Genomic DNA, 25,834 nt, shown 5'->3' on the forward strand with positions numbered 1-25,834 from the left:
CATTAGAGAGCAATTCCCTCTCCATTAATTTCAGAGGCAGTTTAAAAGGGGGTTAAGTTAAATTGATAGTGTTTTTTTGAGTTTTTCCATAAATTCTTTATAATTTTTTTCACCAAAAAAAGCTGAACCCATTACAAGGATGTCAGCTCCTGCTTCAGTAATTTCACGGGCATTTTCAAGCTTTACTCCACCGTCTACTTCAACTAATGCATTGGAAAATTTGTTTAGAATCATTGATTTAGCTTTCTTTATTTTATCTATGCAAAAAGGTATAAAATTTTGTCCTCCAAATCCTGGATTAACTGACATTATTAATAGTAAATCAATATCTTGAAGTATCTCTTCTACTGTAGTTAAAGATGTTGCAGGATTTAGTGAAACTCCTGCTTTTATGCCTTGTTCTTTTATTTGCCAGACTGTTCTGTGCAGATGCACACAAGCCTCAACATGAACTGTAAGATACTGAGCACCAGCTTTTACAAAGTCTGATATATATTTTTCAGGATTTGTAATCATTAGATGAACATCCAGAGGAAGATTTGTTGCCTTTCTTGCAGCTTCCACTACTAAAGGACCAATCGTAATATTCGGAACAAAATGACCATCCATTACATCAATATGAATCATATCTACGCCAGCCTCCTCGGCAAGCTTAATCTCTTCATCCAATCTTCCAAAATCAGCTGAAAGAATTGATGGTGCTATGAGTACCACCGCAGTCCTCCTTAATTGAGTATTTTTCTATAATTCTTTTAACTACTTTATAAGCTGAATTAAAAGCGAACATAATACTTCCACGCTCCGTGGCTATATCACCAACTAAAAAGACTCTTTGGAGGTTGCTTTCTCCAAATTCGTCAATTTTAGGTTTTCCATTAACGAGTTCTATCCCTATTTTTTGAAGAAAATCTTTTGGTGCACTACCACCAAGGCAATAAAAAATTTTTGAAAAAATCTCTTCAGAGCCATCTTTAAATACTACTTTAACTTGTTGATTTGCAGGCTCCAGTTTCTCAATGTCGCTTCCCAGGATAAGACGAATTTTGTTCTGTCGTTTTTCAAGCTCTTTAAGATTTTCTTCATTGACCCGAAAAAGTTTTTCTCTTCTGTAAGAAAGAAAGACTTCACAACTGTCAGAAAGAGCACAAGCAGTCTCTACTGCTGAGTTCCCTCCTCCTACAATGAGTATTTTTTCATTTTGAGGAAACTCTTTTGGAAGTCTGAAAAATACTTTATCTTTTACTTCTTCAGGAATGGGATAAGAAGGCTTTCGAGGAGTATCAAATACTCCTATAGCTAATATTACTATGTAACTTTTAGCCACTATTAAGTTTTCATGTTTTATTGCATAAAAATCATTGAGTTTTTCTAATCCGTCAATTCTTGTATTAAATTTAATTTTAATTTCATAATCTTTTACATATTTACGCATTCTCTCAAGAAAAGCTTCTTTTGTCTCCGTCTGAAAATCACATATCCCCTGAGCCTGAAGTTGTAATCCTTTGAAAACTTTATCCACTCTTTTCTGTGGAGGATAAAGCTTTCTTATTGTTGAACATATATCTCCGCCTTTTTCAAAAATAATTAAGTCTTCAATTCCTTTTGCCTTTAGTTCTACAGCTGTTGCCAGTCCTGCTGGACCAGCTCCTATTATACTTACAAGTGTTTTCATAGCTTTCATCCTATTCTGTGTAATTTTATAGTATTTGACTGTCCAGATACAATTACTATTTTATCAGAACTGCTGGCAATACCTAAATTTTTGAGAGTTTTTTCAATCTCTTCTAGAGAAAAATTTTTGTTCCACATAGGAATTATCCCCCAAAAAAGAGATAATTTTCTGTATGTTTTTTCTTTTATACTAAAAGCAATCACCGGCATTGATGGACGCAATTTTGAAAGCACTTTTGTGGTTGATGCAAACTCTGTAAAAACAACTATTGCTTTTGCATTGATGTCTTGAGCAACTTCAACGGCTCCAGAAGCTATTGCTTCAGAAAAAGAACTTCCAACCTTATAAAGAACAGGAATTCTGTGAGATAAATTTTCTTCCGTAAATTTTATGATTGAACTCATTGTTTTAACTGCATCTACTGGATATTTGCCAGTTGCTGTTTCTGCAGAAAGCATCAAAGCATCTGCTCCATCAAGAACTGCATTTGCAACATCAGTTGCTTCAGCACGGGTTGGTCTTGAATGTTGTCTCATTGATTCAAGCATTTGGGTTGCGGTTATAACAATTTTACACTTCTGATTTGCAAGTTCTATTAATTTTTTTTGATATACAGGAACTTCATGAATTGGGAGAGAAACACCTAAGTCTCCTCTTGCAACCATAATGCCTTCTGCAACATCAAGAATTTCTTCAATGTTTTCAATTGCCTCCTTCCTTTCTATCTTTGCTATAAGCGGAGGAAGTAACAAGCCCTCTTCATTTGCCCACTGTTTTATCAAAAGTAAGTCATTTTTGTTTTTTACAAACGAAACAGCAACATAATCTACATCAAGATTAATGCCAAATAAAAGATCAGCTTTGTCTTTGTCAGTAAAACTCAAAGTTGCATTTAAGTTAGGGAAACTGATTCCTTTTTTAGGTTTAAGAGTTCCGCCTTCTTTTACTATTGCAAAAATTTTGTCATTGAGTTTTTTAGTTACTTTAAGTCTTATTAATCCATCATCAATCAGGACTTCATCACCTTCTTTGACTTCATAAATCAAATCTTTATACGGGACAAAAAGAGTTTTTGAAGTAGACACACCATCACCAGATAACATTTCTATTTCTTCACCTTCAGTAAGTTCAATTTCTTTTCCATTTATGTTGTTTATTCTTAGTTTGCTACCCTGAAGATCCTGCAATATTGCAACTGCTTTCCCAAGCTTATTTGATTCTTCCCTTATCGTTTTTATGACCTGAGCATAGTAAAAATGATCTCCATGAGAAAAATTAAGCCTTACCACATCCATTCCAGCCTGAATCATTTGAGAGATTATTTCTTTTTTATCTGATGAGGGCCCTATAGTGGCTACAATCTTTGTTTTTCTCATTTTATCTGTTCATTATCTCCATGCATTTTTTCACATCTTCCGGGCTACCCATAAATACAGGCACTCTTTGATGTAGAGCCTGGGGTTTAATATCTAAAATATTTTCAGTTCCATCGGTTGCTAATCCACCTGCCTGTTTAACTAAAAAAGCCATAGGAGCTGCTTCATAAAGAAGTCTTATTTTTGCCTTTGAACCTACCATTGGATAGGCAAATATTCCGCCTTTCATAATTGTTCTGTGTATATCTGTAACCATTGCTCCAGCCCACCTAAGAGTATATCCTTCTGATTTAAAGTAATCTACGCATTTTCTAATTTTTTCGTCCCATTTGTTGTAATAGGATTCATTAAATCCATAGATCTTGCCTTTGTCAGGAATTTTTATATTTGGATGAGAAAGCAAATATGTACCCACCATTGGATCAAGAGTAAATCCATAGACTCCATTTCCAGTTGAATAAACAAGCATGGTTGATGTTCCATAGATAACATATCCAGCAGCTACTATTTTTTTTCCTTCTTGTAAAAATGTTGATTCATCAGAAGAAGTTTTTCTCCAGATTGAAAATATTGTTCCCACAGATGTATTAGCATCAATTACAGAAGAACCATCAAGGGGGTCTACTGCTATAATATATTTGCCCTCCTTACCTTCTTCAGGAAATAAAGCATTTTCCATTTCTTCACTTGCTACAGCATAAAAATCACCACTTCCACTTAGATGTTCTACAAGAACTCTATTTGACAAGGTATCTAATTTTTGAACTTCTTCACCCTGCACATTTATTCTTCCTGTTTTGCCAATTACATCAACAAGTCCAGCCATTCTTATATATGAAGAAATAATTTTTGTTGCATTTTCTATAGCCATTAAAGCATGAGAAAGTGTGCCAGTTGCTTCTGGATGTTTTCTTTCTTGTTCAAGAATAAATCTGTTTAAATCTATGCCTTTTTTTATTTCCATTTTTTAACCTCCTACTGCAAAAATTTTAAACTTACATTTACAGGATTTATATATTTATTAACAAGCTGTATTGAATCTTTAACACGAAGTTTTTCAAATATTACATCAAAAGTTTTTGAAAGTTCGTCCATTATTGCGTTTTTTATATCTTCTGGAAGACTCCACCACTGTTTTTTAAAGGGACCAAATCCTTTTTTTCTTGTTTTGTATATGAACTGCTCATATGTCATGTCCTGTTTCCATTCTTCTTTACATTTTTCTTGAAGGTATTGATAAATTTCTTTCTTTAACCAATCTGGTGCTAAATCATACATTGTGTTTTGAAATCCTGTGGCAAGATGAATTTCAGAAGTATAAGATTCAGGAAATTTATCAAATAATTCCATTGGTAAAGTAGATGCTCCATGTTGAACAGCTCCACTTAATCCATATTTTTCCTGAGCTAAACTACCAATTGATTTTAAAACATTAAAATCCAATTTAACTTGAGCCAGAGTTCCGTCTTTTAAAGGAATTCCTCCATGAGCTGTTCCTGTTTGAACACTAATTTTTGAGATACCTTTTTGAGAATTCAAAGTTTTCAAATAACCTTCCATAAAAGCCTCAAATTCTTCAACTGTAGAATTTTTACCACCAATATGACCTATTTCTCCTCCAACACTAACTGTTATTCCATCTGGCTGCAACCCTCTTATATAGTCTGTAAACATAGCTGTAAGAGTAAAGTTTTCTTTTTGTTGTTCCTTTAAAGTTTTCTTTGAATAATCAACCATTGTAGAGGCATCTATATCTATGTTAAAAAAGCCAGCATTTATCGATTCTTTTATTAAATTTTTAAGGGTATCAATCTCTTCTTTATGATTTTTTTCAAAATTTTTCTTGTTGACCTGAAAATGATCTCCTTGTAGAAAAATTGGATAGTAAAATCCTTCCCGCAAAGCTGCAGCTATAATATTAGCAGTATATTCTGAAGGACTTTGATATGTATAACCAATCTCTGAACGAGCAATTTCAAATATAATCAAACCTACATTGTTTTTCATCGCTGATCTAAAAATAGCTCTTGCTGCGTAATAGGTAAGTCCTCTTATATTCACAGCAGGAACAGTAATGCTGTGGAGTTCACCTCTTCCCATTGCATCATAAAAATTTTGAATTGATGAAGGAACCACTCCATGTTGAAGCCCTTTAAGAAATATCATTTCTTTGGCTTTGTTTCTGGTTTCTTCCTTAGATGAAAATACAGCACTCCAGATTAAATTGTCTACATCATTAAAATCAAGCTCTTCAATATTTTGAGCAATTAAATCTTTCATAGCCTGCCCTCCTCAATTTCTATTATTTGATTAACTCTTCTTAAATGCCTTCCTCCTTCAAATTTAGTCAAAAGAAAAACATCAACAATTCTTTTTGCTGTATCTTCTTCAGTAAATCTTCCTGCAAGAGCAATCATATTTGCATCGTTGTGCTGTCTTGCAAGTCTACAAAGCTCTGGAGTATAAACCAAAGCACATCTTATTCCTTTTATTTTGTTTGCTACAATTGAAGCTCCTATCCCTGAACCACACATTACAATTCCTCTTTCACATTGTCCATTAGCTACTGCCCGAGCAGCCTTTGAAATAAACAAAGGATAATCAGCCGATTCTTCACTGTAACATCCAAAATCAATTACTTCATGTTCTAAGTTATTAAGATAATGCTTTATTCTTTCTTTTAAAGAAAATGCTGCATGATCTGTTGCCATTGCTATTTTCATAGCAGCCTCCTTTATTCAATATCAAGAAATTGCTTCAAGTGCAGGCAATGAAGAACCCTCTAAAAACTTTAAAAAAGCTCCACCTCCAGTTGAAATATGATCAAAATGGGAAATTAAATTTGAAGAATTTAAAACTTCAGCAGTGTCTCCTCCTCCGCATATTTTTATTGCTTTAGACATGCCAATTGTTAAGGCTATACTTTTTGATCCCCATGAAAATTTAGGAATTTCATAAATTCCCATAGGTCCGTTCCATAAAATTGTATTTGCAGAGTTTATTTCCTTTTTATAAATTTCAAATGTTTTTGGACCTATATCAACTACTTGATAGTCTTCAGGAATTTCTTCTCGAGAAACATACTTTGTTTCTGTATTGTCGCTGATTGTTTTTGCAACCATAACATCCTGTGGAAGCAGAAGTTTGCATCCCCTCTGTTCTGCTTTTTTCATTATTGCTCTTGCTACATCTAAGGAGTCTTCTTCATAAAAAGATTTTCCTACCTGGTATCCCAATGCTTTAAAAAACGTACAAGCCATTGCTCCACCAATACAAATTATCTGAGCTTTGTCAAGAAGTCTTTCAAAAACTCTTATTTTGTCAGATATTTTTTTCCCTCCTAAAATAAACAAAAAAGGTTTTTTTGCTTGCTCTATTAATCCATTTATGGTATTTATCTCCTTTTCAGTTAAAAATCCAATCATTGAAGGTAAAAATTTAGGTAAAGAAACTACACTGGCATGCTTTCTATGAGCAGTTCCAAATGCTTCAAAAACATATATATCTGCCAGTGAAGCTAAAAACTTTGCAAACTCTTCATCATTGCTTGTTTCTCCAGGATGAAATCTTAAATTTTGTAAAAGCAAAATTTCTCCATCTTTTAGCAATTTTAGAGTATCTTTAACTTCATCTCCCCATGAAGGAACAAAGTGAATCTTGAAAGGAGAAGTTTTTGATAGATATTTTTTAACACTGCATAAAGAGTATTTCGCCTCTTTATCCTTAGGTCTTCCCATGTGAGAGGCAACAATCACTTTTGCACCTGCTCCTACGAGATAACCTATTGTAGGTAAAGTAGCTCTTATCCTCATATCTCCTATTAATTCTCCTTTTTCATTAACAGGGTCATTTAAGTCTGCGCGTACAAAAACTCTTTTACCTTTTAATTTGTAAACTGAGTAATTTGAAAGACAGGGTTTTTTACACATTTTTAACCCCCATTTTCTAAAAATTTTATTATATCTACAATTCTTGATGAATAACCAAATTCATTGTCATACCACGCAAATATTTTATAAATTTCACCAATTTTGGAAATTAAAAGACCATCAACAATACAAGAGTATTTTGTTCCAATTATGTCCGTAGAGACCAAAGGCTCCTCAGTATACTTTAGAACATTTTTTAAAGAATTATTTTCATAGTAAACAAACCATTCTTTTATTTCCTCCATTGAAGGATTTTTTTGGAGACGAACAGAAAAATCAACCATTGAGCCAGTTGGAACAGGAACTCTTATTGCGGCTGCTGATATTTTCCCTTGCAGTTGAGGGAAAATATAGCCTAAGGCTTTTCCAGCACCAGTGGATGTTGGCACAATATTTAAAGCTGCTGCTCTTGTTCTACGCATGTCCTTTTTATGAGTGCCATCTAAAAGCCTCTGATCCGATGTATAAGCATGCACAGTTGTAATAAATCCATCTAAAATTTCAAATTCTTCTAATACCTTACAAATAGGAGCTGTACAGTTTGTTGTGCAAGAGGCAGCTGAAATAATTTTATGTTCCGGCTTTATTTCAGCATGATTTACTCCATAAACAACCATTATGTCTGATTCAGCGCTTGGAGCTGTAATTAAAACTCTTTTAGCCCCTGCTTCAATGTGTTTGTAGGAGTCCTCTTTTTTCTTAAATTTTCCTGTAGCCTCAACAACAAGGTCAATTTCAAGTTCTTTCCACGGAAGCTTTGTTAAATCCTGTCTTTCCTCAATAATTTTAATTTTTTTGCCATCTACCAATAAATGGTCAGAGTCATAGGACATTTCTTTATTGTTAAATTCTCCATATACCGAGTCATGTTTAAGAAGATAGCTAAGCATCTCAGTGTTTTTTGAACTGTTAATAGCAACTAAATCAACATTTTCAGGATTTTCATTAAAAAGGATTCTTGTTACCAATCTTCCTATTCTTCCAAAACCATTTATAGCAACCCTCATAGGCTACCTCCTTTTAAAGTTATTACACCATTAACAATATCATCAGAGGTAAGACCATAATGTTTAAGAAGTTCTTCAGGTTTTCCTGACTGACCAAACTGATCTTTAATTCCAATCTTTTTTACAGGACATGGATACTCCTCAGAGAGTACCTCACATACTGCACTACCAAGTCCTCCTATTATGCTGTGTTCTTCTACTGTTACAACACATCCTGTTTTTTTGACAGAATTTAATAGTGTTTCTTTGTCAATTGGTTTTATTGTGCTCATATTAATGACTTCAGCAGTGATGCCATGAGAATTAAGCTTCTCTCGAGCTACCATAGCTTCATACACCATTGTTCCACAGGCTACTATAGTTACATCTGAACCTTCTGTTAATACATAAGCTTTCCCAATTTTAAATATATAGTCTTCAGGTAGAACCTGCGGAGTTGGAGCTCTGCTAAGTCTTAAATATACAGGACCAAAATGTCTTGCTGCTGCAATTGTTGCTTGATAAGCTTCTGTGCTGTCTGCAGGAACTATTACAGTCATTCCTGGAATTGCTCTCATTATGGATATATCATCAATAGATTGATGGCTTGCTCCATCTTCACCAACTGTCACTCCTGCATGACTTGCAGCAATTTTCACATTCAGTTCAGGATATGCAATGCTTTGAAATATCTGGTTTAAAGCCCTTTGAGTTGCAAATATAGCAAAAGTGGAGGCAAACACTATAAATCCACACGTAGCAAGACCTGCTGCCATTCCCATCATATTTGCTTCTGCAACTCCTGCATTGAAAAATCTTTCAGGAAACTCTTTTGCAAACTTTACTGTATATGTTGACTTTGATAAATCAGCATCCAATACAACAACATTTGGGTTGCTTTTGCCCAGATCCACAAGAGCTGAACCATAAGCCTGTCTTGTAGCTATTTTCTTTTGCATTTTTTTACCTCCTTACACTAACTCATAAACTCCTTGGAGTTCTTTAAGAGCCTCTTCAGCCTCCTCAGCCTTAGGAGCTTTACCATGCCAGTCAACATTGTTTTCCATAAATGAGACTCCTTTACCTTTAACAGTATTTGCCACTATTGCAAGAGGTTTTGATATATATGGAATTATCTGGAATGCCGGAATTATTTCACCAAAATCATGTCCGTTTATTTCAAGTGTCATCCAGCCAAAGGCTTTCCATTTTTCAACAAATGGCTCTAAGGACATAACCTCTTCTGTATTTCCATCAATTTGAAGTCTATTTCTGTCAATGATTGCAATTAAGTTGTTAAGTTTGTAATGCGATGCAGCCATTGCAGCTTCCCAAACCTGACCTTCTTGACATTCTCCATCTCCTAAAAGGACAAAAACACGATATCCAAGTTTTTGAATTTTTGCACCTAAAGCCATTCCAACTCCTACTGAAAGACCTTGACCAAGAGAGCCTGTAGATATTTCAATTCCTGGAACCTTTTTCATATCAGGATGTCCCTGAAGTGGAGATCCAAATTTTCTTAAACTATGAAGCCAGTCTTTTGGAATAAAACCAAATTCAGCTAAGGTTGCATAAAGTGCAGGTGCAGCATGTCCTTTTGAAAGGATGAATCTATCTCTGTCCATGTCTTCTGGATACTCTGGATTAAGTCTTAAAACTTTAAAATAAAGAGCTGTTAAAATCTCAACGCAGGAAAGACTTCCTCCAGGATGTCCACTGCCTGCCTTAGCAATCATCTCAATTATGTTTTTTCTTATTCTTGAAGCTACTGATTGTAATTCTGTGTAATTTGAAACTAATTCAAATGTTTCAAACATTTTTACACCTCCTTTTCGTTTTTCAAATTTCTTATTTGTTTAAGTATGCTTGCAACTAAAACAGCTGCAAGCATATATGGTTCAAGCTCTTTTTCTTTTATTTTGAAAGAACTATCAATTTTAAATATTTTCTTTGCTTCATCGATTGTAAATGGTCGAGCTATCTCATAAACATTCCATTTTTTGCCTCCATACCATTCTGTTACAGCATTCCAGGAATCAGGGTCATTTAAAATTTTTTTGAACCATTGAGCATCTATAGAATCATTCCACTGTACAGCTATAGAATTATTAGAATGCAGTTTTAGCTTTATTAAAATGTCAGCATATTGAGACTGAGGTTCAACAAAGTTTCTTATGTCTTTTTGCCTTTCTCTTATCTCTTCTATTACTTTTTCAGCAAAATATCCTCTTTCTACAACATCTCTTTGAATTTTCCATATTATTTTTAGTTCAAGATCAGTGTCATAGTAAATTTTTAAATCATAGATCACAGCAAGCACACTAAAGTAAAATGTATGCAATCCTTCACATATTATATAGGGAACAGGAAATACCCATTCAGGCTCCCCAAATTTTCCAGTTGAGTGATCATATACAGGTTTTAAAATTTTTTTACCTTGTTTAAGATGCCACATATGTTCTATAGCCAGCCCAAGATTGTTCGCCCGAGGATGAAGCGGGGTTATCTTTACAGCTTTTCTTTCTTATCTGTCTAAGGAGTGATAATCATCAAAGCATATTTCTCTTACTTCTTTTTCTCCTAACAAATTAGCCAGAGTTTTAACAAATGTACTTTTTCCGCTTCCACTGTCTCCTGCAATTCCTACTAAAACTGGCTTCATTTTATTACCACCCCTTTCCATTTTTCTAAGGCTCTTGCCAGTTCTTTACTTTTCTTTGCTGCTTCTTCCAGAGTTTTACCTTGAACTGCTGCCTCAGCAGCATCCCTTACAGCTTTTGCTCCTGAGCGAGTTCCATCAGGATGTCCATGAACTCCTCCACCAAACTGAAGCACAGCATCAATTCCAAATATACTGACAAGATCAGGAACATGGCCAGGATGAAGTCCTCCAGAAGCAACTGAAAAAACAGGTTTTATATTTCCCCAACCTTGAGGAGGTAAAGGAGCATTAAGAGTGTGTTCAGAGTTTCCTAAAGCTTCATGGCAGACCATTACATCAGCTTTGTCACCTTCCATTTTTCCTACCACTGTTCCGATATGAAGTTGGTCAACTCCTGCAAGCCTTGAAAGCTTTGCTAAAACAAGCATGTGAATTCCATGATTCTTAGGACGCGCAAAACTTGCATACATTGCTCTGTGAGCATGAATTATTAGTCCTAAATTAGCATTCCTTACAGCTTGCAGTCCTGAAAATCCTGCTGTAACAATATCAACCATTACATAGGTTCCACCATTGTTTTTCACAAACTGAGCCCTTCTCAGCATTTCCTCAGTAGGAGCAGTGATATTGGGCAAATAAGCCTTTTTCTCTCCTGTTTCCTTTTCTGCTTTTTGCACTGCTTCAAGACACCGTAAAACTCTTTCTTCAAAGTTTGAAAAAACTTGATGTGTAAGATTTTCATCATCCTTTACAAGATCAAGTCCTCCAGCAAGAGAGTTGTATACAACTTCTGCCTGCTCTTTCGGTGAAAGCCCGAGTTTTGGTTTCACAATTGTGCCAATAAGTGGTCTGTGCTTTACATTTAAAACATCTCTTACGCCACTAACTCCAAAAGCAGGACCTGGAAGATGTTTTGTAAAAATTGAAGTTACCCGTATGTCAAGTAGTCTTAAAGCCTTAACTGCTTTCATTCCAAAAACATTTCCTGCAATGCTGCTTAAAAATTGAGGGATATTGCTTGGTTCAAAAAGTGCCTCAGGATAAGCTATATACACAACATTGTCCTCTATTGCATAAACTTTTGCTCTTAATTCGTCCCATATGCTTTGTTTCATAGTTGCAAGGTCTGTCCAGGTGCCAATTGAACTTTCTGAAGCAACAGCTCCTGCTGCTTCTTCTACAGTTACATCTTCTGCTGGCTCTACATAAAATGCAGCTAAAACATCACTTTCTCTTGGAATGTATCCAATTTCTAAAAAATCAATATACTTCATCTTCATTTCTCTTTCCTCCTTTTTATTTTTTATGAAGACTTTCCCAGTCTTTTAAAAATCTTTCAATACCTATATCTGTAAGCGGATGTTTAAACATGCTTTCAAGAACCTTTGGCGGAATGGTAGCAATATGAGCACCAGCAAGAGCACTTTCTACGACATGAATTGGATGACGAATGCTTGCAGCAATTATCTTTGTTGTAAAATTATAAATTCTGAATATTTCTGCCAATTCTCGAACAATAGTTAATCCATCATGAGAAATGTCATCAAGCCTTCCAATAAAAGGACTTACATAAGTAGCTCCAGCTTTTGCTGCAATAATTCCTTGATTTGTTGAGAAAATAAGGGTAACATTTGTTTTAATTCCTTCCTTTGAAAGAACATTTACAGCTTTCATTCCTTGTTCTGTCATAGGAATTTTAACTGCAATATTAAATCCCCATGAAGCATACTCACGAGCTTCTCTTATCATTCCTTCAGCATCTGTTGATATTACTTCAACGCTTACAGGTTCACGCACAAGGCTTGATATTTCTTTTATAACGCTTTTTACATCCTTAGCTCCTGCCTTGGCTAACAAAGTAGGATTTGTTGTAACTCCATCAACCACTCCTGTAACTGCCCATCTTCTTATTGCTTCAATTTCTGCTGTGTCTAAAAATATTTGCATATCTTCCTCCTTTCATTTTTTTGATTTTAATAAAGCAAGCAATTTCTGTGCCAAACAAAAAAATAAGAAAAATTAAGACGTTAAAAAAAAGCTCGTTATGAAAGGTAACATTGTTAGGTAACAAATAAAAGTAACAGAGATTGTCTTTAGAATTTTGAAAATGTTAAAATTTTTTAAATTTATGAGTCTAGACAGTAAATTACTCAATGAAATACTGGATACTGCAGAAAAAAATTTTGTATGTCTTAGATGTGCAGAGTGTTGTTATCGTTGGGCAGTGCCACTGCCAAATGGAGTAAAGAAGCCTGAAAACCAGAAGTGTCCATATTTAACTGATATTTCAATAAACGGAAATCAATGGAAAGAAGCATCATGCACAAGTTATAAAAATTGTCCAGAGGTTTGCATAAACTTCAAAATAAGCTTTGCTACTTTTTGTCCAATTGGGATGTGGAAGTGGCTTAAATTAAAAGAAATTAAACCGGAAATTGATTTACCTGAAAGAATTAAAAAAATTATAGAATTTTTAAAGGAACTTAGATAAAAATGCTGAAATTAAAAGGACTTTATGTAATAACAGATGAAAAATTAACTCCCTATGAAAAAATTCTTGAAATGGTTGAAGAAGCTTTAAATGGAGGTGCTTGTGTAGTTCAGCTCAGGGATAAAACCAACTCTGATAATTTTCTTCTTCCTTATGGATTTTTATTAAAAGAGCTTTGCGAAAAATATAATGCCTACTTTATTGTAAATGATAGAGTAGATTTAGCTATGAAGTTAGATGCTCATGGAGTTCATATTGGCAAAGAAGATGCTGATATTTCTGAAGTAAAAGAAAAGTTAAAAAACAAAATTATAGGTGTCTCTTGCTATGGTGATATTAAAAAAGCTAAAAACATGGAATCTTTAGGTGCCTGTTATGTTGCCTTTGGAAGTTTTTATTATTCACCAACTAAACCTCAAGCTGAAATAGTTGATAAATCTATTATCATAGAGGCTAAAAAAATTCTTTCTATTCCTGTTTGCGTAATAGGAGGATTGAATGTTGAAAGAGCTAAAGAGTTAGTAAATCTTGGTGCAGATATTGTTGCAGTAGTAAGTGATATCTGGACTGCTCCTTCAATCAGAGAAAGAGCTAAGGAGTATAAAAATTTATTTACTTGATAAAACTTCTCTTATTTTTTTCACTAAGAAAGAATGAATTACAGGATTGCCTGCTATGATATGTCCTGTTTTTAAATATTTTTCTTCTCCATCAAAATCTGATACCACTCCGCCTGCTTGTTTTATTAAAACTATACCTGCTGCAATGTCCCAGGGACTTAAAGCAAATTCAAAGAATCCATCCACTCTTCCGCATGCGACATAGGCAAGATCAATTGCTGCAGCACCAGCTCTTCTTAGATCACTGACAGAGTAAAGAAGTGATTGAAATATTTTTACATAACTTGGAATGAATTGTTTGTTTCTGAACGGAAAACCAGTTGCAATAAGGCTCATTTCTGGTAAACTCAGTGTGGATACTCTTATTTTTTCTTCATTTAAAAAAGCACCACTGCCAGCTTCAGCATAAAAGGTCTCACCTCTTGTTGGATCATGAACAACTCCTAAAACAAGCTCGCCTTTATACATCAAAGCAATAGATATGGCAAAAACAGGGAAAGCATGAATAAAATTTGTTGTTCCATCAAGAGGATCAATTATCCATAGATATTCTGCCTTTTTATAGTCATTTGATGACTCTTCAGACATTATCTGATGAGTTGGAAAGTGCTTTTTAATGTGAGCAATTATTGTCTTTTCTGATAAAACATCTACTTCTGTTACATAATCTGATATACTTTTTTGAGTGACTTCATTGTCTTTGATTGTCCCAATTCTTTCTTTAATAATATTTCCTGCTTTCTGGGCAGCTTCTATTGCAACAGTAAGATACTCTTTCATTCAACAAACTCCACTGCTTCATTAATTGACACTCTTGGTGGTGCTGAAGGCACATATGCTGGATATCCAACAGGCAATATAACAACAGATCTTAAATGTTTTGGCAGAGCAAGAATTTTTGAAACTTCCTCTTCTCTAAATGCTCCAACCCAGCAACTTCCAAGCCCATTTTCATGAGCAACAAGCATTGCATTTGTAATGCTTGTTGCCACATCCTGTATTGCATACAGCTGCACACCTCTTTGTCCATATCTTGGAAAGATTTTATTTTTATCTATGCATCCAACAATAACCAACGGGGCATCGGCTATAAATGTTTGATATAAAGCTGCCTGAGCAAGTTTTCCCTTTGTATCTTTGTTTTTTACAAAATAAAATTTTCTTGCCTGAAGATTTCCTGCAGACGGAGCCCATATCAGGGCTTCAATAAGCTTTTTAATAATATCATCAGGAATTTCTTTTTTTAAAAAAGACCTAATACTTCTTCTTTCTTTAACCGCTTTTAAAACTTCATCCATTTTTATATTTTAGCAACTTTTCTTTAAGTCTGCAAACACTGCAAAGTTCTAAAGTTGTAAGGTAACCACAATTTTTGCATCTTTGTAGTAGCAATTCCTCAGAGGATTGACAATAGAATTTGTTCATTCTTTTTAAAAAGCCTTTGTAAAATCCTATAATTGAGCCTGGAAACTCTTTGTTTATTTCATAGACAAGCTTTTTAAATACCTCGTAAACTCCAGACTTATAAGGACAGGTTTCACTAACATAGGTTATGTTAGAGAGTTTACAGAAAAGTTCAGTTTCTTCCTCTGTAATAAGGCAAAGAGGTTTGACCTTCCTGCTTAATCCTTCTTTTTCTTGAAGAACTGGGGATTGTCTTGCTAAAAGTTCATCATGCCAGAAGATCATGTTTTTTAAAATAAATGAAACTTCATCATTAAGAGTATGTCCTGTTACAATTGTTTTGCCATCTGCCTGTTTATTTAAAATATATCTTCTCAGCATTCCACAGACAGCACATACAGGTTTTTTTAGTATTTTTGAGATTTCTTCAAGCGATATTTCAATTTCTTCTTTTAAGTGAACAATTTTTAAAGGAATTTTTTCTATTTCGCAAAAATTCTGTACAATTTCAATGGATTTTTTTGAAACTTCACCTAAGTCTGCATTTATATGGAAGGCTTTTATACTGTATCCTAAGTCTTTTAATGCTTTAGTAACGCTCATACTGTCTTTTCCACCTGAAAGAGCCACTATGAGACTGTCTTTTGGTCCAAACATTTTAAATTTTTCCACTGTTTCCTGAACTCTTTTTTTAAAAAAATGAGGGAAACAGTCAAGACAGACTCTTAAATTATAATGCCTCAGGCTTACTCCTTCTTTTAAACTACCGCAGATTTTGCATCTTACTCTTTTTGTTTGCATGATGCTTCTTTTGCAAGTTTATCTGCTAAAGAGTTCTCTTCCCTGTAAATATGCGATATCTGATATTTTTTAAATCTGCTTAAAAGTTCTCTAACTTTTTCATAAAGTGGTATTAAATTTTTATTTCTTACTTTATAGACTCCTTTTATTTGACGCACAAGGAGTTCACTGTCTGAAAAAATTTCTATTTCTTCTGCTTTCTGGTTTAATGCTTCCTGTAATCCTCTGATTAATGCTGTGTATTCTGCTACATTATTTGTTGTTTTTCCAATGTATTCTGATATCGCTATTTTTTTGTTATCTAAAATAATCAAACATCCAATGCCTGCATTTCCAGGATTTCCCCTTGATGCACCATCACAGTAAAGCCGGGCTTTCACTGAGTTTGAACCTGTGCCTGCTCTAATTTTTTATCAGGCTTATAATAAAGAAATCTACCGCATTGAGGGCAATGATAAATTGATTGATTTAATTTTATTTCTACATAAAGCTGAGGCGGAATATGAAGAAAACAACCTTGACAAACTGAGTTTTTTACCTGAGCAACCGCTAATCCTTTATGTTTTTTCATCAGTTCTATGTATTCTTCATAAAGCTCTGATGGCAATTTATTTATTAATTCTTTTCTTTCTTTTTTGAGTTCTTCAATCTGCTGAGCTGTGATATCAATTTCTTTTTCCAATTGCTTCTTATTGTCTTCAATTTCTCTTTTTCTTGCATCAATGTCTGCCTTTATTTCTTTAAGAACCTTTTTTGCTTCATCAAGATCATATAAAATCAATAAAAGATTTTCTTCTTCTTTCTTTAAATTTTCTTGAACTAATTCAATTTCTTTTAACAATGCCTGGTATTCTTTATTTGTTTTTATTTGAGATGTTTTTTCTTTGAGTTTTTTTATTTTGTCGTTAATATCTTCAATTTCAATTTCTTTTTCTTTTCTCTTTTTTTCTAAATTTATAACTTTTTTGTTTTCATTTTCAAATTGTCTGTCAATTTCCTGCATTTTTTTCTCAAAATTTTTTATTTCCAGAGGAATTATTTCAAGTTTTTGTTTTAAAGAAAGAATTAAGGAGTCAATTTCTTGGAGTTTTATAAGAGTATCCACTTCTCCATTCACCTTTTATATCTCCTTATAAAAGATGGGCCCACCAGGATTCGAACCTGGGACCAACCGGTTATGAGCCGGTAGCTCTGGCCGCTGAGCTATGGGCCCTGAATAAATACATTACAAAATTACTATAACCTTATAAAGGTAGATTAGTCAACTGTCTCTAATAAAATCTCTAAGCCACTTAAGCCTGCATAGGCGTTTTAATTTCCTCATGGCTCTCATTTCAATCTGTCTTACTCTTTCTCTTGAAACAGAAAATTCTTTACCCACTTCTTCAAGACTTTTTGGTTTTTCCGTATTTATTCCAAATCGTTTCATTAATACTTCTTTTTCTCTTTCACTTAAAATTGAAAAAACTTTTTCAATTAAATATCTTAAATCGTTATTTAATGCTTCTTCATAGGGATTTGGAGAATTTACATCTTCTATGAAATCTTTTAACTGAGAGTCATCATCTCTAAATGAAATATCTATTGATATAGGCTCTTTAGTTATTGCAAGAAGCTCTGCAATCTTATCACTGGATAGATTCAAATTCGATGAAATTTCATATATGTCAGGTTCATTTTCTAAATTTTGATATAACTCACGATATACTTTATTTATTTTACATATACTGTCTATAACATGCACAGGAATTCTGATGGTTTTTGAGTGATCTGCCAAGGATCTACTGAGTGATTGTCTTATCCACCATGTGGCATAAGTACTGAATTTGAATCCCTTTTTATATTCGAATTTATCAATAGCTTTTATAAGACCTATGTTTCCTTCCTGAATTAAATCCTCAAGGCTTAATCCTCTGCCAGTATATTTTTTCGCAACACTTACAACAAGCTTTAGGTTTGACTCTATCATTTTATTTTTAGCCTCTGTGAATTCGTTAAATGTCTGTTTTATAACTTTGAAGTGATTTAAAAATTCTTCATTTGGCATTCCTGTAACATTCTTTAAATCCTTCCCTTTTATGATTTCTTTGCTTAATTTATCAAGCTCTTCCACAAACATATTTATTAACTCATCTCGCAAGGGAATATCAAATATTTTTTTTAAAAATTCTTTTGTAGTTTTTTTTCTTCTCATAATTTTCTTTATATTTTCTGAAACATTAATAAATATTTTTTTTATTTCCTCCACATCAATGTTGTCTTCCTCATCAAGAATTTCTTTAGCTTTTTCAGGGTCTTTTGAAAAAATATTACTCAATGCATAGATTTTCTTCTGGACGAAGGGAATATAAAGCAATTGTTTTATTAACTCCATTTTTTTATCATGTATGATCTTTGCAATATTTTCTTCTTCCTGTTTGGACAAAACAGGAAAGGCACTAATACACTTAAAGTAAAGCCTTAGAGAATCATAAACTTGTGCTGATTTATCAGTATCTTCATCTTTTTCAATAAATTCATTGAAAAAATCTTTTTGTTCATCCATTGTAGTTTCGTATAATACTTTTCCTTATTTTAATTAATTCATTAAGGTTTTTTTCATCACCTAATTTTGCAACTTCTTTAATTTTTTTATCAATAGATTTAAGTGCGAGTTTTTTTATGCAGTCTTTCATATTTTGTATAACTGATTCTTCATCAATCTCAGAGGTCATTATCAATTTAGAAATAAAAGCTTTTTCCTCTTCATCAAGCATAGTTAATAGTTTATTTAATGAGAACTCGCTATTTCTTTGTAATTCCTGTATTTTTAAAAAAATATTTCTTATTGACTGAATTTCAAAATCTTCAATTTTAACTTTTTCAAGTATATAATTGATTTTTTCAGGATAGGAAAGCACTATACGAAGAAGAATTTCTTCTTCTTTAGAACCTGAATATGCTTTAAGATCAATTCTTTCTTTTTTAGAAGTTTTATTGGAAATAATTTGTTTAAGTTCTTCTCTGAGAGTTATTTCATTAATTCCAGTTTTTTCTGAAAGTTCTTTTAAAAGTTCATCACGATATATCAGATCTTTAAGGTAGCTCAACATATTTAGAAAATTACGAATTCCCTCATTTAATTTTTTTTGTGGATAGCTCTTTATGATTAAATCAACAGGAGATAAAGCTTTGGATAGATAGTTTTTAAATGCCTTTTCTCCGTACTTTTGCAAGAAACTGGCAGGATCTTCTTTTTCAGGTAATAAAACTATTTTTACTATGAATCCTCCATTAAACAGTGACATTAGGGATCTCTGAGCAGCTAAAATTCCTGCTTCATCTCCATCAAATATTAACAATATCTTATTGGTAAATTTTTTTAAGTTATTAAGAATTCTTTTTGTCTTTTCTAATTGTTCCTGAGTAAGAGCTGTACCTAAGGGTGCTACTGTGTTTTTAAACCCGTACTGATGACAAAGAATTACATCCATATAACCTTCTACTACAATTACATATCCTTTCTCCCTGATGTATTGCTTTGCATGCCAGAATCCAAAGAGATTTTCTCCTTTTTTAAATATAGGTGTGTCTGGCGAATTAATATATTTTGGAAGCTCTACTGCCCTTTCAATGAGTCTTCCTCCAAATCCTATAACTCTGCCTGTTAAATCCTGAATTGGAATAATAATTCTGTTTCTGAAAAAATCATAGGAGTTGTTAACTAATCCAGAAGAATTAATTAAACTTTCGTCAAAACCTTTTTCTTTTAAAAAATTGTATAAAGAATTTCGTTCCTCGGAAGCATAACCAATTTTAAAAATTTCTACAGTTTGTTCATTAATTCCTCTACTTTTAAGATACTGTTTTGCCTTCTCAGAGTTTTTTAATTGAGATATATAGTAATGCAATGCCTGCTCATATATTTCATAAAGCTTTTCTTTTGATGCGTAAGAAAAGCTTTTTTCAGAGGGTTCAAATTCTAAACCTGCTTTTTTTGCAAGAATTGAAATAGCTTCAGAGAAACTAACTTTTTCATACTCCATAACAAAAGTAATAATATCTCCACCTTTTCCGCAGCCAAAACAATGAAAAATTTGTTTTGAAGGATTTACAAAAAATGAAGGAGTTTTTTCCGGATGAAAAGGGCAGAGAGATTTGTAATTTTGACCAGTTTTTTTTAAATCAATGTATTCAGAGATAACATCAACAATATCTAATCTGTTTTTAATCTCTTCTAAGATTTTTTGATAATTCATTGCAAAGGCTTAATGCCTGCTAAAGCGCTTAAAACCTGAGCACTCTAAAATCTTGATATCCTCTCCTTCTGTTATTTTATCCAGAAGTAAATTTAATCCAAGGGTATCACTTGCTATATGTCCAGCAATTACTACATTTATATGATTTTTTTCTGCTTCTTTGCGATGTTCTTCACTTAAATGCATAGCTACCACTGTATTTATTCCGCTTAAAGCCATGCTTTGAAAGATGTCCTTTGCTCCCTCAGTTCCACCTGTCATATCAACAAATATTTTCCCTGCTTTTCTTTCCTTACTTCCAATAAGAATCCTTGGTCCTGCACAATTTTTTTCAGCCTCTTTATACTCAGGAATTTCTAAGAGCAAATCCAGGACATCTTCCAGAGTATAAGGCTTGTTTTCATCAAAAAGTTTTTGTAGATAGGTAGCAACCATATTGTCTGCTGGCGTATGAAGACACATAAAAGGTATATTAAGAAGTCTTGCAGCATCAACTGCCCTTGTATGATTCACTGGCATCAATTTTCTTTCTACTTCTTTTATCCTCGTCTCTAATAAACTTTCAGCAATATTAATTGGAACTCCGAATCTTCCAAGAATGTCAGCCTGCATGTGCATTACTGCAAAAAGCCTTGCATAGGCTCCACCTTCAGGATGATGGGAAAGAATCAGGTCTACTTTATTTCCACTTTGCCTTAAAGAATGAGCTAAAACAACTTCTCCAACTTCCATGTCTATACCAGCAATAATTGTTTTAATCTCTTCCTCACCTGTTCCAAAAAGTATTCTTGAATCACTATATGGATTTTCAAGGGATTCTATATCAAAAAATTCTTTCTTTTTTTCAGGAAGTGCTTCATAATCTTTTTTTCTTTTGGCAAGTTCTTTTAAAACTTCATCTTTACCTCTTGGATCATTTTCAATCCCTGTTTGAATAGCTTTTTTATATAAATCTCTCAGTTTCATGAATCCTCCTTAAATTTAAAATAAAATTACGGAGATTCCATTTTTACAGAATCTCCGTTCATATTAGCAGGACTTTAAATTACTTTGACAGCATTTTCATTTTTTTTGCTAATTTTTTCTTGGCAGCAAGAATCTTTTTCTTTCTTTTAACGCTTGGTTTTTCATAATGTTCTCTTTTTTTGATTTCAGAAAGTATTCCCTCTCTTTCGCACTGTTTTTTAAACATCTTCAATGCTGCCTCGAATGAATCCATCTCTTTAACATTTACAGAGGGCATTCAGTTGCTCCCCTCCTCTCTTTTTAGAATTTTAATAAATACTTTACCAGTAAAGCATTATTTTAGTCAATAAAAAAGTGTTAAAATATTTCATGTTTGTCAAGAAATCGCTTGATATTTACGAAAAATTATCCATTCTTGCAAATGGCGCAAAATTTGATATATCCTGCTGTCCTTCATTTGATAGAAAAAACTTTTCAAAAAAAGAAACTTTTTCAAAATTTGGAATACAAAATATATGGACCTCTAATGGAAGATGCATTCGCCTTCTTAAAGTATTACTTACAAATTTCTGTATAAATGATTGTGCTTATTGCATAAATAGAAAAAGAAATGATATTCAACGAACTATTATTATGCCTGAAGAATTAGCAAGAGTTGCCTATGAGTTTTACAGAAACAGGCAAATTGAAGGAGTTTTTCTAAGTTCGGGTATAATTAGCAGTCCTGACAAAACAATGCAGATGATGATTGATGCAGTAAAAATTTTAAGAATTAAATATCAATTCAAAGGATATATTCATTTAAAAATAATTCCTGATTCAGAAGAAACTGCTATTGCTGAAGCAGTTAAACTGGCAGACAGAGTAAGTATAAATCTGGAATTACCAACACAGCAGTCTCTTTCATTGATTGCTCCTCAGAAAAAATTGATTTCCATTCTTTGTGCAATTGAAAAAATAAACAAAATAATTGAAAATACTGACAAAGGAGCAAAAAGCCATACAACTCAGTTGATTGTTGGAGCAACTCCAGATACAGATTATGAAATTCTTCAACTCTGTGAAAATCTTTATAAAAACAATCAGAGGCTTAAAAGAGTTTATTTCTCTGCATATATTCCTGTAAATGATGATCCAAGACTTCCACAGATTCAAAAACCACCCATCCTTAAAGAGCACAGACTCTATCAGGCTGACTGGCTTATAAGATATTATGGATTTCAGGTTAAAGAAATTGTTTCAGAAGAAAAACCTTTTTTAAATGAAAAAATAGATCCAAAGCTTGATTGGGCTTTAAGGAATATTCATTTATTTCCTGTTGAGCTCGAAACAGCTTGTTTTGAAACAATTCTCAGAGTGCCCGGGATAGGAATCACATCTGCAAAAAGAATCTTAAAAGCAAGAAAAACAACTTCTTTAACTCTTGAAGGACTCAAAAATCTTGGTGTTGTAATAAAAAGAGCAAAGCATTTTATAACAATTGGAGGCAAGTATTACGGAAATAAAAATCTCATACAAAATTTCAAGCATCCAATTGAGCAATACAGTTTAGCTATTTAACAATATCATGCACTTTAATGAATTTTTTGCCATTGCTGTAATTTCATAAGCCTCATTAACTTTTTCAATAGGGAATCTATGGGTAATGAGAACATTAGAATCAACTATGCCATTTTCTATGAATTTTAAAGCCTCTTTCGTATCATCAGGTCCGCAGGAGTAACTTGTTGTAATAGAGATATCATTGAAATAAATATCGTTTACTGAAAAACATAGTTTCTGTTCAGGCGAAGTTGGAGTAAATATTAAAAGAGTTCCACCTCGTGAAACAAGCCTTAAAGAATTTGTTATCACATCTACGCTTCCAGGTCCAACTATAACTGCCTGAGCCATTAATCCATCGGTTAAATTCTTCAGTGCTTCATAAATATCTTCCCGGGAAACATCAATTACATGATCTGCACCAGCTTTCATAGCTTTTTCAAGCCTGAAAGAAACCATGTCCGCACCTATAACTTTTTGGGCACCAAACTGTCTTGCAAGCATAATGTGTATCTGCCCCATTACACCAAGCCCAATTACAAGCACTGTATCACCTTTTTTTATATTAGCTCTTTTTAAAGATTTTACAACGCATGCAACTGGCTCAACCAGAGCTCCCTGTTCAAAGGATAGAGAGTCTGGAAGTTTCAAAGTATCGTTTCTTAAATTCACTTCAGGAACAACTATGTATTCAGCCATCCCTCCTGGAATAATTTTCGATTTTCTCCATGTCTCACATTGAACAAAATCACCACGTTTACAGTAAAAACAACCCATGCATGGTGCATGATGGTGCACTGCTACCCTGTCTCCTTCTTTCAAAAAAATTTCTGATTTAATTTCTTCTCCAATTTTTACAATTTCTCCTGAAATTTCATGACCTAAAACAAGGGGTGCTTTTTTTTCAATATACCACGGCATTATATCACCAGAGCATATTCCACAGGCTTTCACTTTAACAAGAGCATCTCTTGGTCCTGGCTCAGGAACAGGCATTTCCTCTATTTTTATCTCACCAAATCTATAAAGTTTTGCTACTCTCACTAAACTTTTACACCTCTAATTGCCTCTGCAAGCCTTTTTATTACATCATTCAGATTTTCAACTTCCTGTACCACCGCCTCCGTTGTATTTTTCACTTCCTGTGCAAGCATGCTTGAACGCTCTGCTGAACGGGCAACTTCATCAGAGGCTGACGATTGCTCTTCTGTTGCAGTTGCTATCTGTGTTATCTGATCTTTTACCTTTAAAGAATGCTCAGCAATTTTATTTAATGATTTTTTTACTTCATTTAATGCTTTCAGGGCTTCAGCTACTTCACGGGCAGTAGCATCCATGCTTTTTAAACTTTCTTTTGATTCAGTCTGAACTGCAGTTATTTTCTGTGCTATTTCTTCAGTTGCTTTAATTGTTCGCTCTGCAAGTTTTCTTACCTCATCAGCAACTACTGCAAACCCGCGACCTTGCTCACCTGCCCTTGCTGCTTCAATTGCTGCATTCAAAGCAAGAAGATTTGTTTGATCAGCAATGTCTTTAATAACTGTAACAATATCTCCAATTTCTTCAACTCTGGTGTTTAAAGCATTTATAGTCTTTTTAAGCTCCACTGTGGAACGATTTGCTGATTGAACTGTTTTCATTGAATTCTCAGCAAGACCCTGCCCTTCTTTTGCTACATTCATACTTTCAGTTGCAAGATCAGAGGCTAATGCAGCATTTTTTGCAATGTCTGTTATTGTCTGACTCATCTGCTCAGCAGCAGTTGCAATCTGATGTGCCTGTGAAGTTTGCTCATTTGTTTTTGCTTTGACATTCTCAATATTTGCCTCCAGTGCACCGATTACCGACTGAAGTATTGATGCTGAATTTTTAATATTTCGGACAAGTTGCTGTGTAAACTCTTCCACTTTTATAACAGACCTTGCAATAAGGCCAACTTCATCTTTTCTTGTTCTGTAACTTTTACCAAATCCTATTGTGCTGAAATCTCCTTTTGCAACTTCTTCAAGCTTTTGTGCCATGTCAGGTATAGGCTTTAATCCTTTCTGTGTTACAACAAATATTAACAAGGCTACTGCTATTGCAGCGATTATATTTACAGCCCACATAAGATTTCTTATATGAGCTACCTCGCTTGCTATATCTTCAACATAACTTCCTGAGGCAATTATCCATCCCCATGAAGGATAATTTGTATAGGCAACAACTTTCTGTCTTGCAGAGGTTTCTCCTGGATTTTTCCATGGATAATAAATTACTCCTTCTTTTTTCTCAACAATTTCTTTTATAAACTCTCTTCCTTTAGCATCTTTTGAATCTATAATGTTTTTACCTTCTAAGGCAGGATGCACTATAAGTGTGCCTTTTCCATCAAGAACATACATATAACCAGTTTTTCCAACTTTAATGGAACGAATAAAATCTTTAAGATGTTTCATTGTTTTTGTTATATCAAATCCTATGAATAAAACTCCTACTACACTGCCGGATGCATCCTTAACAGGAACATATTTTGTCATGTAATCTTTTCCAAAAAGTGTTGCTTTACCAATATAGGTTTCACCTTTTAAAAGCAATTGATAGGCTGGATGATTTCTGTCAAGAGTTGTTCCAACTGCTCTTGTACCATCCTCTTTTTTAAGTGATGTAGCAATTCTTAAAAAATCATCGCCCTGTCTTTTAAATATTGTTGCAACTGAACCACCTGTAAGTGCTGTAAACTTGTCTGGAATTGAATTATCCGGCTTAATTGCAGCCGGACCCTGCGGGAGCATACTTTGAAAAATCTTCATGAACTTTTCAGCAGAATCCTTAGCAGCTTCATCAAAACAGGCAATCTGCTCCTTTACAAAATTTACCTCACGCTTCAGAGCATTAACATTGTAATTTTCAATTTTTGATTTTGTTTGTAAATAAATAACAAAAGCAACCGCAGAATAAACTATAAGAATTGATATCATTGAAAAAATAAATATTTTTTTACTCAATGAAAAAGAACCCATTAAATTTTGGATTTTCTTAAACATGCTCCCTCCCCTTTATTTCTTTTTTATTGCATAGATAAATTTTCCCTCAAAACTTTATACAGTTCCTCAACAAGCATTTTTACCGCAGCATTTTTTATATTTTTTGCCGCTACCGCAG

General features: G+C 33.6%; 27 protein-coding genes, 1 tRNA gene and 1 pseudogene. 3 read left to right on the forward strand and 26 right to left on the reverse strand.

All coding sequences use genetic code 11. The annotated features are described in order from the left end of the window. Positions 1-57: 57 nt before the first annotated feature. The 13 genes and pseudogenes from rpe to fsa all read right to left on the reverse strand — a co-directional run bounded on the left by rpe (position 58) and on the right by fsa (position 12,575). Entirely contained in the window at positions 58-714 is a 657-nt protein-coding gene (gene rpe / locus ACP5O9_RS06920) for a ribulose-phosphate 3-epimerase (protein ID WP_353685304.1), read from the reverse strand. Further along, positions 680-1,672, reverse strand: coding sequence for an NAD(P)-binding domain-containing protein (locus ACP5O9_RS06925; RefSeq protein ID WP_428723694.1), 993 nt, complete (start codon positions 1,670-1,672; stop codon positions 680-682). The genes rpe and ACP5O9_RS06925 overlap by 35 nt, the downstream gene beginning before the upstream one ends. Before the next feature lie 5 nt (positions 1,673-1,677). Next, positions 1,678-3,048, reverse strand: coding sequence for a pyruvate kinase (gene pyk, locus ACP5O9_RS06930; protein ID WP_428723695.1), 1,371 nt, complete (start codon positions 3,046-3,048; stop codon positions 1,678-1,680). A 1-nt stretch (position 3,049) separates the two neighbouring features. Further along, entirely contained in the window at positions 3,050-4,012 is a 963-nt protein-coding gene (gene fbp / locus ACP5O9_RS06935; RefSeq protein WP_428723696.1) for a class 1 fructose-bisphosphatase, read from the reverse strand. An 11-nt stretch (positions 4,013-4,023) separates the two neighbouring features. Further along, entirely contained in the window at positions 4,024-5,328 is a 1,305-nt protein-coding gene (locus ACP5O9_RS06940) for a class II fructose-bisphosphate aldolase (protein WP_428723697.1), read from the reverse strand. Continuing rightward, complete coding sequence (gene rpiB / locus ACP5O9_RS06945) at positions 5,325-5,771, reverse strand: ribose 5-phosphate isomerase B (protein WP_428723698.1); 447 nt, start codon at positions 5,769-5,771, stop codon at positions 5,325-5,327. Before rpiB ends, ACP5O9_RS06940 begins: the two co-directional genes overlap by 4 nt. Positions 5,772-5,792: 21 nt before the next feature. After that, positions 5,793-6,977 (reverse strand): phosphoglycerate kinase, encoded by a 1,185-nt coding sequence (locus tag ACP5O9_RS06950; RefSeq protein ID WP_428723699.1) that lies wholly within the window; start codon positions 6,975-6,977, stop codon positions 5,793-5,795. Between the two features lie 2 nt (positions 6,978-6,979). Continuing rightward, complete coding sequence (gene gap / locus ACP5O9_RS06955; RefSeq protein ID WP_428723700.1) at positions 6,980-7,984, reverse strand: type I glyceraldehyde-3-phosphate dehydrogenase; 1,005 nt, start codon at positions 7,982-7,984, stop codon at positions 6,980-6,982. Then, a complete protein-coding gene (locus ACP5O9_RS06960; protein ID WP_428723701.1) occupies positions 7,981-8,922 on the reverse strand; it encodes a transketolase family protein in 942 nt (313 codons plus the stop codon). Before ACP5O9_RS06960 ends, gap begins: the two co-directional genes overlap by 4 nt. A gap of 12 nt (positions 8,923-8,934) precedes the next feature. After that, positions 8,935-9,783, reverse strand: coding sequence for a transketolase (locus ACP5O9_RS06965; RefSeq protein WP_428723702.1), 849 nt, complete (start codon positions 9,781-9,783; stop codon positions 8,935-8,937). A gap of 2 nt (positions 9,784-9,785) precedes the next feature. Next, positions 9,786-10,649: pseudogene (locus ACP5O9_RS06970) on the reverse strand (phosphoribulokinase). Beyond that, positions 10,625-11,902, reverse strand: coding sequence for a type III ribulose-bisphosphate carboxylase (rbcL, locus tag ACP5O9_RS06975; RefSeq protein ID WP_428723709.1), 1,278 nt, complete (start codon positions 11,900-11,902; stop codon positions 10,625-10,627). Before rbcL ends, ACP5O9_RS06970 begins: the two are co-directional and overlap by 25 nt. A gap of 22 nt (positions 11,903-11,924) precedes the next feature. Next, positions 11,925-12,575: a fructose-6-phosphate aldolase gene (fsa, locus tag ACP5O9_RS06980; RefSeq protein WP_353687065.1), complete on the reverse strand. Its 651-nt coding sequence runs from the start codon at positions 12,573-12,575 to the stop codon at positions 11,925-11,927. Between the two features lie 181 nt (positions 12,576-12,756). Here fsa and ACP5O9_RS06985 point away from each other — a divergent pair, with 181 nt between their 5' ends. Next, a complete protein-coding gene (locus tag ACP5O9_RS06985; protein WP_428723703.1) occupies positions 12,757-13,119 on the forward strand; it encodes a hypothetical protein in 363 nt (120 codons plus the stop codon). 2 nt (positions 13,120-13,121) lie between these two features. Then, on the forward strand, positions 13,122-13,739 hold the full coding sequence (gene thiE / locus ACP5O9_RS06990; protein ID WP_353687063.1) for a thiamine phosphate synthase: 618 nt from the start codon (positions 13,122-13,124) through the stop codon (positions 13,737-13,739). Here thiE and ACP5O9_RS06995 read toward each other — a convergent pair. From ACP5O9_RS06995 to rpsU, 10 genes are all read right to left on the reverse strand, one after another. Then, positions 13,728-14,519: an inositol monophosphatase family protein gene (locus tag ACP5O9_RS06995; protein WP_353687062.1), complete on the reverse strand. Its 792-nt coding sequence runs from the start codon at positions 14,517-14,519 to the stop codon at positions 13,728-13,730. The genes thiE and ACP5O9_RS06995 overlap by 12 nt on opposite strands. Further along, entirely contained in the window at positions 14,516-15,037 is a 522-nt protein-coding gene (locus ACP5O9_RS07000; RefSeq protein ID WP_428723704.1) for a nitroreductase family protein, read from the reverse strand. The genes ACP5O9_RS06995 and ACP5O9_RS07000 overlap by 4 nt, the downstream gene beginning before the upstream one ends. After that, a complete protein-coding gene (locus ACP5O9_RS07005; protein ID WP_353687060.1) occupies positions 15,030-15,944 on the reverse strand; it encodes an ATP-binding protein in 915 nt (304 codons plus the stop codon). The genes ACP5O9_RS07000 and ACP5O9_RS07005 overlap by 8 nt, the downstream gene beginning before the upstream one ends. Then, positions 15,926-16,324 carry a ribonuclease HI family protein gene (locus tag ACP5O9_RS07010; RefSeq protein ID WP_353687059.1) on the reverse strand — a complete coding sequence of 133 codons (399 nt, stop codon included), beginning with the start codon at positions 16,322-16,324 and terminating at the stop codon, positions 15,926-15,928. Before ACP5O9_RS07010 ends, ACP5O9_RS07005 begins: the two co-directional genes overlap by 19 nt. Beyond that, a complete protein-coding gene (locus tag ACP5O9_RS07015) occupies positions 16,321-17,061 on the reverse strand; it encodes a zinc ribbon domain-containing protein (RefSeq protein WP_424904577.1) in 741 nt (246 codons plus the stop codon). The genes ACP5O9_RS07010 and ACP5O9_RS07015 overlap by 4 nt, the downstream gene beginning before the upstream one ends. Positions 17,062-17,084: 23 nt before the next feature. Further along, positions 17,085-17,157: transfer RNA gene (locus ACP5O9_RS07020), tRNA-Ile, on the reverse strand. A 48-nt stretch (positions 17,158-17,205) separates the two neighbouring features. Next, positions 17,206-18,489 carry a sigma-70 family RNA polymerase sigma factor gene (locus ACP5O9_RS07025; protein WP_428723705.1) on the reverse strand — a complete coding sequence of 428 codons (1,284 nt, stop codon included), beginning with the start codon at positions 18,487-18,489 and terminating at the stop codon, positions 17,206-17,208. Next, complete coding sequence (gene dnaG, locus ACP5O9_RS07030) at positions 18,482-20,182, reverse strand: DNA primase (protein ID WP_428723706.1); 1,701 nt, start codon at positions 20,180-20,182, stop codon at positions 18,482-18,484. Before dnaG ends, ACP5O9_RS07025 begins: the two co-directional genes overlap by 8 nt. Before the next feature lie 9 nt (positions 20,183-20,191). After that, complete coding sequence (locus ACP5O9_RS07035; protein WP_353687055.1) at positions 20,192-21,148, reverse strand: NGG1p interacting factor NIF3; 957 nt, start codon at positions 21,146-21,148, stop codon at positions 20,192-20,194. 79 nt (positions 21,149-21,227) lie between these two features. Beyond that, the gene (rpsU, locus tag ACP5O9_RS07040) at positions 21,228-21,425 is read right to left on the reverse strand and encodes a 30S ribosomal protein S21 (protein ID WP_353687054.1); all 198 of its coding nucleotides are present in this window, start codon (positions 21,423-21,425) and stop codon (positions 21,228-21,230) included. A 92-nt stretch (positions 21,426-21,517) separates the two neighbouring features. On the opposite strand from rpsU, the gene ACP5O9_RS07045 reads away from it, so the two are divergent. Further along, positions 21,518-22,708: a putative DNA modification/repair radical SAM protein gene (locus ACP5O9_RS07045; protein ID WP_424904581.1), complete on the forward strand. Its 1,191-nt coding sequence runs from the start codon at positions 21,518-21,520 to the stop codon at positions 22,706-22,708. Here the strand turns inward: ACP5O9_RS07045 and ACP5O9_RS07050 are convergent. The 3 genes from ACP5O9_RS07050 to ACP5O9_RS07060 form a co-directional block, all read right to left on the reverse strand. Further along, positions 22,697-23,734: a zinc-dependent dehydrogenase gene (locus tag ACP5O9_RS07050; RefSeq protein WP_428723707.1), complete on the reverse strand. Its 1,038-nt coding sequence runs from the start codon at positions 23,732-23,734 to the stop codon at positions 22,697-22,699. The two genes, ACP5O9_RS07045 and ACP5O9_RS07050, sit on opposite strands and share 12 nt — an antisense overlap. Continuing rightward, entirely contained in the window at positions 23,734-25,716 is a 1,983-nt protein-coding gene (locus tag ACP5O9_RS07055) for a methyl-accepting chemotaxis protein (protein WP_428723708.1), read from the reverse strand. Before ACP5O9_RS07055 ends, ACP5O9_RS07050 begins: the two co-directional genes overlap by 1 nt. 66 nt (positions 25,717-25,782) lie before the next feature. Continuing rightward, positions 25,783-25,834 (reverse strand): SEC-C metal-binding domain-containing protein (locus ACP5O9_RS07060; RefSeq protein ID WP_428723710.1); only part of this gene is annotated, 52 nt, incomplete at its 5' end.

Source organism: Thermodesulfovibrio sp. (assembly GCF_049969575.1).
In the GTDB taxonomy this organism is placed as follows: domain Bacteria; phylum Nitrospirota; class Thermodesulfovibrionia; order Thermodesulfovibrionales; family Thermodesulfovibrionaceae; genus Thermodesulfovibrio; species Thermodesulfovibrio obliviosus.

What these genes read in the sequence shown, in the direction of transcription:
- ACP5O9_RS07005 (WP_353687060.1), bottom strand. Translation starts at nt 15,944, where the DNA reads ATGCAAACAAAAAGAGTAAGATGCAAAATCTGCGGTAGTTTAAAAGAA.
- ACP5O9_RS06950 (WP_428723699.1), bottom strand. Translation starts at nt 6,977, where the DNA reads ATGTGTAAAAAACCCTGTCTTTCAAATTACTCAGTTTACAAATTAAAA.
- ACP5O9_RS06995 (WP_353687062.1), bottom strand. Translation starts at nt 14,519, where the DNA reads ATGAAAGAGTATCTTACTGTTGCAATAGAAGCTGCCCAGAAAGCAGGA.
- rpsU (WP_353687054.1), bottom strand. Translation starts at nt 21,425, where the DNA reads ATGCCCTCTGTAAATGTTAAAGAGATGGATTCATTCGAGGCAGCATTG.
- thiE (WP_353687063.1), top strand. Translation starts at nt 13,122, where the DNA reads ATGCTGAAATTAAAAGGACTTTATGTAATAACAGATGAAAAATTAACT.
- ACP5O9_RS06960 (WP_428723701.1), bottom strand. Translation starts at nt 8,922, where the DNA reads ATGCAAAAGAAAATAGCTACAAGACAGGCTTATGGTTCAGCTCTTGTG.
- pyk (WP_428723695.1), bottom strand. Translation starts at nt 3,048, where the DNA reads ATGAGAAAAACAAAGATTGTAGCCACTATAGGGCCCTCATCAGATAAA.
- ACP5O9_RS07045 (WP_424904581.1), top strand. Translation starts at nt 21,518, where the DNA reads ATGTTTGTCAAGAAATCGCTTGATATTTACGAAAAATTATCCATTCTT.
- ACP5O9_RS06925 (WP_428723694.1), bottom strand. Translation starts at nt 1,672, where the DNA reads ATGAAAACACTTGTAAGTATAATAGGAGCTGGTCCAGCAGGACTGGCA.
- ACP5O9_RS07055 (WP_428723708.1), bottom strand. Translation starts at nt 25,716, where the DNA reads ATGTTTAAGAAAATCCAAAATTTAATGGGTTCTTTTTCATTGAGTAAA.
- ACP5O9_RS07000 (WP_428723704.1), bottom strand. Translation starts at nt 15,037, where the DNA reads ATGGATGAAGTTTTAAAAGCGGTTAAAGAAAGAAGAAGTATTAGGTCT.
- gap (WP_428723700.1), bottom strand. Translation starts at nt 7,984, where the DNA reads ATGAGGGTTGCTATAAATGGTTTTGGAAGAATAGGAAGATTGGTAACA.
- ACP5O9_RS07025 (WP_428723705.1), bottom strand. Translation starts at nt 18,489, where the DNA reads ATGGATGAACAAAAAGATTTTTTCAATGAATTTATTGAAAAAGATGAA.
- ACP5O9_RS06940 (WP_428723697.1), bottom strand. Translation starts at nt 5,328, where the DNA reads ATGAAAGATTTAATTGCTCAAAATATTGAAGAGCTTGATTTTAATGAT.
- dnaG (WP_428723706.1), bottom strand. Translation starts at nt 20,182, where the DNA reads ATGAATTATCAAAAAATCTTAGAAGAGATTAAAAACAGATTAGATATT.
- ACP5O9_RS06985 (WP_428723703.1), top strand. Translation starts at nt 12,757, where the DNA reads ATGAGTCTAGACAGTAAATTACTCAATGAAATACTGGATACTGCAGAA.
- ACP5O9_RS07035 (WP_353687055.1), bottom strand. Translation starts at nt 21,148, where the DNA reads ATGAAACTGAGAGATTTATATAAAAAAGCTATTCAAACAGGGATTGAA.
- rpiB (WP_428723698.1), bottom strand. Translation starts at nt 5,771, where the DNA reads ATGAAAATAGCAATGGCAACAGATCATGCAGCATTTTCTTTAAAAGAA.
- rbcL (WP_428723709.1), bottom strand. Translation starts at nt 11,902, where the DNA reads ATGAAGTATATTGATTTTTTAGAAATTGGATACATTCCAAGAGAAAGT.
- fbp (WP_428723696.1), bottom strand. Translation starts at nt 4,012, where the DNA reads ATGGAAATAAAAAAAGGCATAGATTTAAACAGATTTATTCTTGAACAA.
- fsa (WP_353687065.1), bottom strand. Translation starts at nt 12,575, where the DNA reads ATGCAAATATTTTTAGACACAGCAGAAATTGAAGCAATAAGAAGATGG.
- ACP5O9_RS06965 (WP_428723702.1), bottom strand. Translation starts at nt 9,783, where the DNA reads ATGTTTGAAACATTTGAATTAGTTTCAAATTACACAGAATTACAATCA.